The following is a 12,612-nucleotide window of genomic DNA, read 5'->3' as shown; positions in this document are numbered from 1 at the left end:
GTGAGTTCAGTTTAAATTGCAACGGGTCAGCAATGCATCAATATTCACTTCATCGCCCATCGCAGCAAAACCTAGTGAATTCGGGTGCAGCAAGTCGGGGATGAACAAAGCCGCATTGGGCAACGGTATGCCAGGCAAAGCAAGTACTTCGTCAAAATCAACGACACCATCAATCAAAGGCGTACTACGAATCCAGGTATTGATTTTCTGCCGTTCGGGTTCTTTCACTGTAGGGCCATCGGGAAGCCACCCGAATGCCACGTCAGCGCGCGGCGGGATCGTACTCATGAACACGCACAAGCCATTGGACCGCGCCTGCTGTATTAGCTGTTGATAGGCTTGAATCACAGGTTCAGCTTTCACACCGGCACCCAAATCATTCGTGCCTTCAAAAATGATCACTCCCTTCACACCGGCACGGCCAATCACATCCCGCTGAAAACGCTCAAGCAATGGAGGGCCCGCAAAACCGCTTCTTGCTGCGGTCACCGTGTTGCTGTTGATCCCTTGATTCAACACTGCCACGTTGGCGTTTTGTGCATTCAAGCGCATGGCCAAGCGGTCCGTCCAGCGTTGGTTCAATACCTGTAAAAACCCGTCAGTGATCGAGTCACCAATGGCTACGATTGCGCCTTTGGTCTGGGGATTGAACGCATCGAGTCCAGACAGGAAAAACCACCCCACCGACACTTGCGAGAACGAGGTGCCGAGAGAATCACGGGTCACATCCCCACTGTTGTGAGGGCTAATGTACTGCGGACCAAAACTGACTGCATGCCAGGTCATGGGTCCACTTTCGCCTGCCACATGGAATGTGATGGCCAAATCTTCCTGCGAATTGAATGCGAACTCAGCCACATCGGTAATCAATTCCTGCCCTGGCATGGCCACGCCGAAATCTCGACCATTCACTGTCAGCGGCACACGCGTTGTTTCTTCGATATTGGGGAGTAGCGCATTGCCCTTGGCGATTGAAATATTCTCAAACCGGACTGGCTGGTTACCCACCAGATTGGATAGCCGCACACGAACCGCTTGACCACCCAAGGTCGGGTTGATGATCATTCGAAAGCTTCGGTTCACTGCTTGATCATCGGGGAAAAAGGCCACTTCGGGTGCACCGGGCAATGGCAAATTTTCTTGTGTCAACGGCCCGAGCGGATAAGGGCCATAAGGTGCAGTTGACCAAACCCCCACCATGTTGGCTTGTGCTTCGCGTAAATCAAGCCGTGGCGTGGAGGAGGAATCGGTGCTGTCAGCGCCACCAAGGCACGCACCCAATAATGCTGACGCTGCCAAAAGACCGAGCGCATTTAGCAGCAATTTCATGACTTTTAGTCTCCGTGGGCTGTTCCGTGCAGCTGGAATTACTGATGGATTTGATTCAACTTGTACTGCAATGTGTGGCTGACAGATTCAATTGCTGAGTTCTTGAACCAGCAACTCAGCAAAATAATCACAGGGAGGGCGTTTCGATTTCAAGCTTCTGGACAACACCACCTCGACGGGCTGCAACGGTGGCAAGCCCTCTGCAGAACCCAATCGGGTAAGGTGAGCAGGTACACCGCACTGGGCCAGGGGTGCAATTGCCAGGCCAGCGTCTACCATACTAACCAAGCCTTGCACGGCCGGGCTTTCGTACGACATACGGTAGGGAATTTTTGCCTGCTGCAAAGCCTTTAGAGCATGGATACGCGCGGTACTTCCCTCACCAAACAGTGCAAGTGGCAAGGGGCGTTCCTTCCAAATATTTTTGTTGCTCGGGGAACCCGCCCACACCAGTGGTTCCAGGCGTAGCAACACCCCTGGGCACCCCTTGGTGCGGGTAATTACAGCCAGGTCTACTTCATTGTCTTTGACCATTTGCGCGATGTGATTGCTGGGTCGCCCCACCACCTGTATTTCCACACGGGGATAAGTGGCAGAAAATTTACGCAAAACTTGTGGCAACAAAGACGACGCATAATCATCAGGAACACCGATGCTAACGCGCCCGGTCACAGCGGGTCGGGTTAATTCTGCAAAGGCTTCATCCCGCAAGGCGAGCATTTGTCGGGCATAGCCCAACAAGGTATGGCCCTCCGCCGTTAACTGTAGGTTGCGTGTGTCGCGCAAAAACAGGGGTTTGCCCAGAAGACTCTCAAGCCCTTTGATTTGCATGCTGACCGCTGACGGCGAGCGGTGCACCAAAGCTGCGCCAGCCGCAAAACTACCTGAATCAGCCACTGCAACCAATATGGTTAATGCATCCAGATCGAGTTTTTTCATTTCATCAACTTTTCTGATTAATCAGTTCAATTTAATTCGTTTTACGAAATTTTTCCAGTATTGAATAATCCACCTCGCGACTCACCCAACAAGGAATATTTAAAGTGCATGACCTGAGTTCTCTATATGCTTTTCTGGTGGTGGGCGGTTTGTTGTCTGTTACGCCCGGCCCCAACATGGTCTATGTCATCTCACGTTCAATCACGCAAGGACGACGGGCGGGACTGACTTCGCTGGGTGGCGTGGTAGTTGGTTATCTTTTTTACATGTTTGGCGCTGCGTATGGCATCACAGCTTTCTTCAAAACGCAGCCACATGCCACTCAAATTTTGAGTGCCCTTGGCGCTGTTTACATGGGATGGCTAGGTTGGAATGCCATTCGCCCGGGTGGTCGATCACCTCTTGAAATCCATGAACATTTGCCTCGCGAACATGCAGGTAAATTATTTGCCATGGGGGCGACCACCAGTCTGCTTAACCCCAAACTTGCACTAATCTTTTTGACCTTGCTGCCTCAGTTTATTGATGAAACAAAAGGCCAGGTATTGCAGCAATCGCTGTTTTACGGCGGCTTGCTAATCGCGATGTTCGCGGGTGTGAATGCCTGTATGGCAATATTTTCCGGCAGCATGGCTGAATTTCTTGCACGTAAACCGGCATGGCTTCTTGCTCAGCGTTTGCTGATGGGAATTACCTTGCTTGCTTTGAGCGCCGAGATGGCAATACAAGCCTTGGGTTGATATGCTTGGATTGTTGTAGAAGATTTATCCAAGGAATTTGACAATGTCTCAAGCGGCCATGCCCCTTTTCCCGCTCACCACGGTGCTGTATCCACAAGGTGTTTTAAACCTTCAAATTTTCGAAGTCCGCTATCTCGACTTAATGAAAAAATGTCTGCGCGACAAAGCACCGTTTGGAGTAATCAGCCTGCTGGACGGCAACGAGGTACGCCGTCCAGATGAGAAAATTCAACTGGCAAAAATCGGCACGCTGGTGAATATAGAAAAGCATGAATTTGTAACCCCAACACTGATAGAAATTTCGACAGTGGGCAGCCAGCGCTTCAAGCTGTTAAATGCTTCACAAGAGAAAAACGGCCTGTGGATAGGTGAAACTCAGCCCCTGCCAGTTGACCCTGTGGTTGAAATTCCAGACTACCTGCAAGGCAGCGCAAATGCCTTGGCACGACTGATTAACTCGATTGATGAGCAAGAAATCGCCGAAGAACAACTACCGTTTCGCAAACCCTACAAACTCATGGATTGTGGCTGGGTGGCCAACCGCTGGTGCGAATTATTGCCCTTGGACAAGCCCACCAAGCTGCAACTGCTTGCTTTGGACAATCCTTTGCTTCGGCTTGAGTTAATTGACGACACCTTGGCGGCACAAGGTTTGCTCAAGAGTTGACCTAATCAGGGAAGCGGCCTACCATTCGGCCATGCTGACCTTTAACAAACACTTCGCTGCCCAACTGCTCGCCTTGCTCAATAGCAAGGCCGCTGGTCGCATGCATGTTTGTCCGCCGGCCGCACATTCTTAAGCCCGGCGATCACCTACCCCCCAATTTTGCGCACAACACACGCATCGCCGGGCACACTCCAAGCGCAACTGCCTGAGAGTTAAACAATGAAAAAACTACTGACGTCCGAGCGATGGATGAACGAGCTTGATCTAGCTCGGATTTCCAAACTGAATGCGCCATTTCCACCCGAATTAAATGCGGCCTTGGATAATGCCGAATTCATCAAGCCACAAGATATTCCCGCAGACGTTGTCACCATGAACAGCCTGTTCACAATTGTTGAAACAGAAAGTGGATCAACCAACAAACTGATGCTGTGTTACCCAAGCGATGCAGAGCCTGCAAAGGGCTACATTTCAGTGCTTTCGCCAGTCGGCGCAAGCCTGCTTGGTCGAAAAGCGGGCACAGTGGCGCAGTGGGCAACCCCCAACGGGGAGCAGCATTTTGCGGTGATCAAAGAAATACTGTTTCAACCAGAGGCCAGTGGTGACTACACCACCTAGCCTCTCAAGTGTTGGCAGTAATCACCACTTTACCCACCACTTTTCTGTCCAGTAAATCCTGTAGGGCCTGTGCGCCCTGCGGGAGTGAATACACTTTAGACACCAGTGGTTTCAATTTGCCTTGTTCAATCAAGGCAAACATTTCACCCAGGTCTTTGATGAAGTCAAACAACTGACGGTTCACAAATTCACCCCAGAACACGCCAACAATTGAAGCACCTTTCAGCAAGGGCAAATTCAATGGAATGCTTGGAATTTCACCGTCTGCAAAACCGACAACCAGGTAGCGTCCATTCCAGCCAATGCTTCGAAATGCAGGCTCTGCAAACTTGCCGCCCACGGGGTCAAAAATCACATTGGGCCCTTTGCCACCTGTGAGTTCTTTCACGCGTTCACGCAAATCTTCATTCGTGTAATTAATCAGTTCATCTGCGCCATTCTCTTTACAAATCGCCAGCTTCTCGGTGCTGGAGGCTGCCGCAATCACCTTGGCCCCCAGGGCTTTCGCAATTTGAATGGCCGCAAGGCCTACCCCACCTGCAGCGCCCAACACCAACAGGGTTTCGCCTTCTTTCAATTGGGCACGGCCTTTCAGTGCGTGGTAAGAGGTGCCATAGGCCAAGGTGAACGATGCCGCAGTCTCGAAACTGATGGCGGGTGGCATCGGAATAATCTGTTTGGCCTGCACCAGCACTTTTTCGGCGAAAGCACCATGTGTACACATGGCAATCACGCGATCACCGACTTTCACATTCTTGACGCCCTCACCCAGTGCGGCCACCACACCGGCCAGTTCAGCGCCTGGCGCAAAAGGCAAAGCGGGTTTGAATTGGTATTTGCCTTGAATCATCAACGCATCCGGAAAATTGACACCGGCCGCTTTCATATCAACCACCACTTGGCCTGGTCCTGGCTGTGGATCGGCGGTTTCTTCGAATACCAAAGTGTCGGGAAGACCCAGGGTTTTACACATCAATGCTTTCATTTTTTGTCCTCTTTTTATTTGGGTAAGGTGGGATTTTGCTGCGAAAGAATTTCCTTCATCCGGGTTTCAATCACCGGGAACATGTAGCCGTGCGGAATCACGTAAAAGCGCTTTTCAGAAATTGCCTTAAACGTTTCCACCGCCATGTCATCGGCGGTCAATTGCCCGCTTGCAATGGCTTTGCCAATCCGCTTGTTCAACTGTGCAGAAAATCCTTCAATCGAATTGGTGTGCGCCACATCGCCAGGCCGGTTGCGTTCAGAATTGCCAATCCCGGTGGGCACCCAAGCCGGGCACAACAAAGAAACCCCAATGGGCGATTGAGTCATTTGTAACTCAAGGCTCAAGGTTTCGCTCAGAGTGACCACACCGTGCTTGCTGACGTTGTATGCCGCCATACCGGGGTTGGACACAAGACCCGCAACCGATGCCGTATTCACAATGTGCGCGGGGCCACCTTGCGCCTGCATGCGCGGCAGGAATTCGGAAATACCGTGTACCACACTCCACAAATTCACCTGCAAAATCCATTCCCAATCGGCCACAGTGTGTTCCCAAGTGGTGCGTGCCAAAGCCACACCCGCATTGTTGAACAACAGGTGCACACCATTGAACCGGGCATAGGCAGCATCAGCCAGCGCCTTGATTTCTGCTGCATGGCGCACATCGGTGCGCTGAGCCAAAACACGGTCTGCTGGCAGGTTCAGCTGTTCTGTTGCGGCCTGAAGTGCGGCTTCATCGATATCGGCCAGCACCAGGTTCATGCCCATGGCACCGGCATGTTTGGCCAAGGCCAAGCCAATACCACTGGCTGCCCCGGTGATCACGGCTGTTTTGCCGTTGAAGTTGTTCATTGATTGTTGTCTCCGAATTCTCTATTTTTTTATTTTTCAGCTTATGCTGGGTCAAAAACCAGATTAACAGAACCAAGTGGTCGTAGTAATGCGGGGAAGGAAGCAATGAACAATCGAGTCAATATGTTCTTGGCAATCTTAATGACTGCGTCATCGTTCTGGATTACTGGCGCGGCCCAAGCAGGCTGCACCTACGCCACCCTACCCAACCCCCACCCCGATGGCATTGGCAAATCCTATTGCGATCGCCAAATCTCGAAAGTAATGGGCTGGCAAGGTGCCCCCTGGCTTGAACGCCCGCAGCGCCTTCAAGAGGAGCGCACCGATTTACTGATCCAGAAACTGAACCTGAAACCGGGTATGGTGGTGGGCGACATTGGGGCGGGCACTGGGCACATTGCACAAATGATGGCTGAAAAAATTGCACCCAATGGTGTGGTGTGGGCGGTCGACATTCAACCGCAAATGATCAAGATGCTGCAAAAGAAGGCGGATGGTTTGCCCAAAGGCAGGCTGCAAATTCAACAGTCCACTGAAAAGAATTTGAATCTTCCGGATCGCATTCTGGATATGGCCATTATGGTGGATGTGTACCACGAGCTTGAATACCCGCGCGAAACACTTCAATCGCTAATGAAAGCCGTGAAAAAAGGCGGGAAGATTGTATTTGTGGAATACCGGGCTTTTGATCCCGACGTACCCATCAAAACGCTACACACCATGAGCGTGGCGCAGGTTCAAAAAGAAGCCGAAGACCTAGGCTTGAAATACGAGAAAGCGGAAAGCCTGAGTTGGCAAAACATGATTACCTTCATCAACCCGTAGTTGAATCACTCAGCCACTGCAACACACCATGCCCGGCAGCCATGCCAGTTGCAAAGCAAGCAGTGAGCAAATAACCACCGGTGGGTGCTTCCCAGTCCAGCATTTCGCCCGCTACAAATGTACCTGGCTTGTTGGTCAGCATGTAATTGCTGTTCACGCTTTCGAAGCGCACACCGCCTGCCGTGCTGATGGCTTCATCGATTGGCCGTACGGCCTGCACCGTGATCGGCAGCGCCTTGATGGTTGACACCAGTTTTTCTGAATTCTTGAAATCCTCTTTGCTCAACACTTCATGCAGCAGGGCCAGCTTCACGCCAGCAAGGCCAAGTTTACTTTTGAAGTAAGCGGGCAAAGAATGGCTGCTGCGTGCAAACCCTGCCACTTCAGATCGAACACGATCAACGCTGCGCCCGGGCAACAGGTCGAGCGTGAAAGTTGCGCTACCCTGCGCATTCAAGCGTTGGCGAATTTCGCGTGAATACGCATAAACAAGGCTGCCTTCTACCCCATGCTGGCCAATCACCATTTCACCCTGCCGCTCGCTTTCCTGGCCGTGCAGGTTGGTGAACTTCAAGGCAACCGACTTTAACGGTGCACCTGCATATTTTTCGCGCAGGTAATCACTCCACTTCACCTCGAAACCGCAATTGGCGCTTTCAAGTTCAGTCACTTCAACACCCTGGTTCCGTAACCAGGGCACCCAGGCCCCATCGGAACCCAGCTTGGGCCAACTGGCCCCACCCAGGGCAAGCACCGTGACAGTGGGTGCATATTCGATGACCCCATTCGGTGTCGAAAACTGCAATTGTCCCTTCGCACCCCAACCCTGCCACCTGTGGCGCACATGCATGCGCACACCCTTGCTGCGCAGGCGGTGTAACCAGGCCCGCAACAAGGGCGCTGCTTTCATTTCCTTCGGAAACACCCGGCCAGAAGTACCCACAAATGTTTCTATGCCCAAGCCATGCACCCATTCGCACAATTGTTCTGGCGGCAACAAGTTGAGTGTGGTTTGTAAATGAGACTGTCTGTCCGCATAGCGGGTGCAAAATTTGGTGTAATCCTCGCTGTGCGTGATGTTCAAACCACCAATGCCCGCCAGCAGAAACTTGCGCCCAAATGAAGGCATGGCATCGAACACATCCACCTGCACACCCACGTTGCTGAGCACCTCTGCAGCCATCAGACCAGCGGGGCCGCCGCCAATAATTGCCACGGTTTTATTCAAGGAGTCAGGCATGCAACGATTACTTTAATTTGAGGTGGGGTTGCGCAGTGGTTTGAGCAAATGGCTTAAACCGTTGTGATCAATTTCCTGCATCAGGGCAAGCAAACGGCCAATCTCGCCTTTCGGAAAGCCTTCGCGTGCGAACCAGTTCAGATAATTGCCGGGCAAGTCGGCAAGCAACTTACCCTGGTGTTTACCAAAAGGCATCTTCATGGTGACAAGCTTTTGTAGATCGTCTGGATTCATGTGCGAAATTATAAAGCAATGCAGTCAACACTCGATCAGCTTTCATTCATCAAATCTGTACCCGTGTACCCAACTCCACCACCGCGTTTGAGGGCAACCTGAAGAAGTCAACCACACCCCCTGCATTGCGGCTCATGGTGGCAAACAGTTGCTCGCGCCATTTGGCCATACCAGAACCTGCAGTGGGCACCACGGTTTCCCGGCTTAAAAAGTAAGTGGTTTCGAACAGAGAAATTTTAAGGCCCACCTCATCGGTCAACTCAAGCGCCTTGGGAATGTCTGGCGTATTCATGAAGCCATAGCGCACTGTTACCTGCCAGAATCCTCGGCTGAGCGACTTCACTTCAACCCGGCTCGCTTCGCTTACCCAAGGCACGCTTTCGAACACCACCGTCAATATCACATTCGATGCATGCAACACCTGGTTGTGCTTCAAGTTGTGCAGCAAAGCCATGGGCACTTTGTCAGGGTCGGCAACCGGGTACAAGGCTGTGCGGTAAGCGCGGTTGATTTGGTCTACATTCAACGTAGGCAAGAAATCGTTTAGATCAATGCCGTCTTTCTGGATACTTTTCATCAGCAATTTGCGACCGCGCCACCAGGTGGACATCACCACAAACAAAGCCAAACCCAACACAATCGGGAACCAACCACCATCGAACAACTTGAATGCACAACTGATGACCAACAACAAGTCAATCAGAACAAAGAAGATCGTGGCCCCCACCGACAACCACGCTGGCAAACCCCAGCTGTGGCGAATCACAAAATAAGTTAGCGTGGTGGTGATCAACATGGTCAAGGTGACTGCAATACCGTAAGCACCCGCCAGGTTGGATGAAGTCTGAAACATCAACACAGCCAACAAAACACCCGCCAACAACAACCAGTTCACGGCCGGCATGTAAATTTGACCCGACTCTTTGGCCGACGTGTATTGAATTTTCATGCGTGGCAAAAAGCCCAATTGAATGGCCTGTTTGCTCATGGAATAAGCGCCGGAAATCACTGCCTGTGAGGCAATAATTGCGGCCATGGTTGCCAGGCAAAGTACGGGGATTACCCAGGCATCAGGGAAAGAACGATAGAAAGGATTTTCAATGGCACCGGGATCGGCAATCAGCAAAGCACCCTGTCCCAGGTAATTCAAGGCCAAGCACGGAAACACCAAAAACGTCCAGGCCATGCGAATCGGTTTTTTGCCGAAGTGGCCCATGTCAGCGTACAGCGCCTCCGCACCGGTCAAAGCCAGCACAATTGCGCCAAATGCTGCAAACAAACCCCAACCCCGATCCAGAATGAATTGAATGCCGTGTACAGGATTCAGGGCATACAAAATTTCAGGCGCGCTCAAAATATTGGCCACACCCACTGCACCCAAAGTAGCAAACCACAACACAATAATCGGCCCAAAGAAGCGCCCCACCACTGAAGTTCCATAACGCTGCACAGCGAATAGGCCGATCAGAATCAATACGCTGAGCGGAATGATGTAAGGCGTTAATGTCGGGGTAATTAGCGTAAGCCCCTCCATGGCCCCCAATACTGAAATCGCAGGTGTAATCACGCTGTCGCCATAAAACAAAGTGGCACCAAATACACCAATCAACAGCAACAAGGTTTTCAGTTTCGGGTTTTTTCGTACCGCTTCCGACGCCAGTGCAGTCAGCGCCAGGCCACCCCCTTCGCCATGGTTGTCGGCCTTCAAAATCAGGATCACATACTTCAAGGTGACCACCAACATCAGTGCCCAAAAGATCACAGAAATGGCGCCGGTGAGATTCTCAGGGTTCAATGGTACGCCACTGTTCTCGCCAAACACTTCCTTGACCGTGTACAGCGGGCTGGTACCAATGTCACCATATACAACACCAATTGCACCCAAGGTAAGCGCGGCCAAGCCAGCCTTCGTTTTGTCTTTTGATTCTGGTTTGTTCATGGTTGTAACGCATCTGTAGTAGAAACACAGACTGCATCATGCGCTGCAACATATAAGGAAGTTATAAGGAAACATGAGCAGAAAACTAAGCGACTGCCAACATGCGGTAACCCACACCGGTTTCCGTCAAAATAAAGTGTGGGTCTGCGGGATTAATCTCGATTTTCGCGCGCAATTGGCCCACATACAAACGAGTGTATTGTGTGTGCTCCAGAAACTCGGGGCCCCATACATCGGCCAACAATTGCCGGTGGCTTACCGCCTGCCCAGCACTTCGGACCAAACGCGCCAACAGTTCATACTCAGTGGGCGTTAATTTAACGTCAGCACCATTCAGGGTAATTTCACGCTTCACCAAATCAATGTTCAAACCATCGCGCTGATAGACCAGAGTGGCCGCCTGCGCCAAATTTCCCCGGTGGCGCAAGGCCACACGAATGCGTGCCAACAATTCTCCCACGCTGAATGGTTTGACCAGGTAGTCGTCAGCACCCGCATCGAGCAATTCAATTTTGCTGTCGTCGTGCGGGCGTGCGGAAATCACAATCACGGGCGCAGTGCTCACCCTGCGGGCCATTTCCAGAAAAAGTTTCCCATCGCCATCGGGCAAACCCAAATCGAGTAAATACAAATCGAATGGCTGCCCGGTGGCCTGATTGTCCAACAAGGCTCTGGCTTCTGAAAGACTGGCCGCAGTAAGCACCGAATGCCCTTCGGTGCTGAGGCTGTTGCGCAATGCCTTGCCAAGTTCACGGTCGTCTTCAATTAATAAAATACGAATGCTCATGCGCCATGTTCCTGCGCGATGGTCGACGGCAACGCGAAGGTGGCCAGCACCCCAATGCCAGAACTTGCAGCTGAAGAAAACTCCAAGCGCCCAGAATGAACTTGTGCCACAGCCTTACACAGCTGCAAGCCGATACCCAAACCCCGTGATTCATCGCCCTTCGATTTAAGTTGGCTTTGCATACCTTGGCCGCTATCAGTCACCTGAAACACCACCTCACCTTGCTGTTGCAACACCTTAAGTTCAACTGAACCAGGGACACCCGAATGTTTGATTGCATTGTCGATCAAATTGTCCAGCACCTGTTCCACCAGCACCATATTGCAATTCACCAAAGGCAAACCTGCAGCAACTTTCACGGTGGGTATATACAAGGTCTTGCGTTTCCTCAAGCGTTGCAACACGGCAGCTACCATGTCTTCCACCGATTCAAGTTGCATGGGTACCTTAACCTTTTCACCACTTAACCGTGCCAAGGTCAGCGTGTTGTCGGTCAGGCGAGCAACCTGCTGGGTTTCCTCTTGAATCAATTCGGCGTAGTGTCGAATTTCATCGTGGCTCAAGCGGTCTGTTTGCTCCAGTATCGCCGAAGCGGAAGTCATGATACTGGCCAGCGGTGTTCGCTGATCGTGAGCAATTGATGTTAAAAACAGGCTACGGGTTTGCTGGGTTTGTGCCGATTCCCGGGCGCTTTGAGCACGCAGCAAATTGTCTCGCCGTTCACAGGCCAGGCCCATTTGGTCAAGCAATGCCTGTGCATCTCGAACCCACAAGGTTTCGCTAGAATCCAGGTCGTCACCCACGCAAACGCACACCCCATATGCTTTCGATTTTCCACGCATAGGCAAGTACAGATCTTCCAGATTGTCGTAGCGCCCTGTGCTTTTTCCAAGCGCCTTGTTTTCCTGCAGGCAGGCATCAAAGGCCTTAGTTTGGGTGGCGTTCAGCGATTCAAGTTCAATCGCAGTAAACCCCACCAATACTTTGACAGAACCCCCGGTCAAGCCAAACAACAACTGTTGTAAATCTGAAAGCAGTTGTTGCGGGTTGTCTACCTCGCGTAGTTTTTCGCTCCATTGCATCAACTGCAAAGTGCGCTGTGCCTGCTGCCGTTCAAGTGCTGCAATTTGCTTTTGCTGACGCAGCAAATAAGTAACCAGCCACGACACCCCCATCATCGTGATCAGCAAAATGCCATGCTCGTGCAGGTCCACGTGGAAGGTGTGCACGGGTGGCACCATTTGGTAGTTGAACATGAGTACGGCAAGCGCACTCAGTGCAAGCGAGAATGCCAAAGGCAACAACAGTGAATAAATCGATGACACCAAAATCAGGACAACAGGCGCATTGGCAAGCGTGATCCAGTCGTGCGGATAGACCAGCACCAACATCAGGGCAGCCCACAAGGCTAAGCCCAAAGCGCCTGTCAACAACGTGGTCGGTTTCATGAATTCA

The 12,612-nt window shown here is 51.6% G+C and carries 13 protein-coding genes; 4 read left to right on the top strand and 9 right to left on the bottom strand.

Annotated features, from left to right (window positions below):
* Positions 1-6: 6 nt before the first annotated feature.
* Together B4N58_RS00135 and B4N58_RS00130 are read right to left on the bottom strand one after the other, a co-directional pair.
* On the bottom strand, positions 7-1,329 hold the full coding sequence (locus B4N58_RS00135; protein ID WP_291744765.1) for a GDSL-type esterase/lipase family protein: 1,323 nt from the start codon (positions 1,327-1,329) through the stop codon (positions 7-9).
* 87 nt (positions 1,330-1,416) lie between these two features.
* On the bottom strand, positions 1,417-2,268 hold the full coding sequence (locus tag B4N58_RS00130; RefSeq protein ID WP_291744763.1) for a LysR substrate-binding domain-containing protein: 852 nt from the start codon (positions 2,266-2,268) through the stop codon (positions 1,417-1,419).
* Positions 2,269-2,372: 104 nt separating this feature from the next.
* On the opposite strand from B4N58_RS00130, the gene B4N58_RS00125 reads away from it, so the two are divergent.
* From B4N58_RS00125 to B4N58_RS00115, 3 genes are all read left to right on the top strand, one after another.
* The gene (locus B4N58_RS00125) at positions 2,373-3,008 is read left to right on the top strand and encodes a LysE family translocator (protein WP_291744761.1); all 636 of its coding nucleotides are present in this window, start codon (positions 2,373-2,375) and stop codon (positions 3,006-3,008) included.
* A 43-nt stretch (positions 3,009-3,051) separates the two neighbouring features.
* Entirely contained in the window at positions 3,052-3,675 is a 624-nt protein-coding gene (locus B4N58_RS00120) for an LON peptidase substrate-binding domain-containing protein (protein WP_008250031.1), read from the top strand.
* Positions 3,676-3,894: 219 nt separating this feature from the next.
* Entirely contained in the window at positions 3,895-4,293 is a 399-nt protein-coding gene (locus B4N58_RS00115; RefSeq protein ID WP_291744757.1) for a GreA/GreB family elongation factor, read from the top strand.
* A gap of 4 nt (positions 4,294-4,297) precedes the next feature.
* Here B4N58_RS00115 and B4N58_RS00110 read toward each other — a convergent pair whose 3' ends face one another.
* Positions 4,298-5,278 (bottom strand): NADPH:quinone oxidoreductase family protein, encoded by a 981-nt coding sequence (locus B4N58_RS00110; RefSeq protein WP_291744755.1) that lies wholly within the window; start codon positions 5,276-5,278, stop codon positions 4,298-4,300.
* A 14-nt stretch (positions 5,279-5,292) separates the two neighbouring features.
* Positions 5,293-6,132: an SDR family NAD(P)-dependent oxidoreductase gene (locus B4N58_RS00105; protein ID WP_291744753.1), complete on the bottom strand. Its 840-nt coding sequence runs from the start codon at positions 6,130-6,132 to the stop codon at positions 5,293-5,295.
* A 123-nt stretch (positions 6,133-6,255) separates the two neighbouring features.
* Here B4N58_RS00105 and B4N58_RS00100 point away from each other — a divergent pair, with 123 nt between their 5' ends.
* Positions 6,256-6,957 (top strand): class I SAM-dependent methyltransferase, encoded by a 702-nt coding sequence (locus B4N58_RS00100; protein ID WP_291744751.1) that lies wholly within the window; start codon positions 6,256-6,258, stop codon positions 6,955-6,957.
* On the opposite strand, the gene B4N58_RS00095 is transcribed toward B4N58_RS00100, so the two are convergent.
* From B4N58_RS00095 to B4N58_RS00075, 5 genes are all read right to left on the bottom strand, one after another.
* Complete coding sequence (locus tag B4N58_RS00095; protein ID WP_291744749.1) at positions 6,947-8,197, bottom strand: TIGR03862 family flavoprotein; 1,251 nt, start codon at positions 8,195-8,197, stop codon at positions 6,947-6,949. The two genes, B4N58_RS00100 and B4N58_RS00095, sit on opposite strands and share 11 nt — an antisense overlap.
* Before the next feature lie 12 nt (positions 8,198-8,209).
* A complete protein-coding gene (locus B4N58_RS00090; RefSeq protein ID WP_008250023.1) occupies positions 8,210-8,431 on the bottom strand; it encodes a DUF3820 family protein in 222 nt (73 codons plus the stop codon).
* Positions 8,432-8,480: 49 nt separating this feature from the next.
* Positions 8,481-10,370, bottom strand: a complete 1,890-nt coding sequence (locus B4N58_RS00085; RefSeq protein ID WP_291744746.1) for a potassium transporter Kup — start codon at positions 10,368-10,370, stop codon at positions 8,481-8,483.
* Positions 10,371-10,455: 85 nt separating this feature from the next.
* Positions 10,456-11,157 carry a response regulator gene (locus B4N58_RS00080; protein WP_291744744.1) on the bottom strand — a complete coding sequence of 234 codons (702 nt, stop codon included), beginning with the start codon at positions 11,155-11,157 and terminating at the stop codon, positions 10,456-10,458.
* Positions 11,154-12,605 carry a sensor histidine kinase gene (locus tag B4N58_RS00075; protein ID WP_291744742.1) on the bottom strand — a complete coding sequence of 484 codons (1,452 nt, stop codon included), beginning with the start codon at positions 12,603-12,605 and terminating at the stop codon, positions 11,154-11,156. The genes B4N58_RS00080 and B4N58_RS00075 overlap by 4 nt, the downstream gene beginning before the upstream one ends.
* Between the last annotated feature and the right edge of the window lie 7 nt (positions 12,606-12,612).

Source organism: Limnobacter sp. UBA3528 (genome assembly GCF_002377005.1).
Taxonomy (GTDB): Bacteria; Pseudomonadota; Gammaproteobacteria; order Burkholderiales; family Burkholderiaceae_B; genus Limnobacter.
Note: the sequence above shows the minus strand (reverse complement) of the source record. Positions and strands in the feature narration are given on the sequence as shown.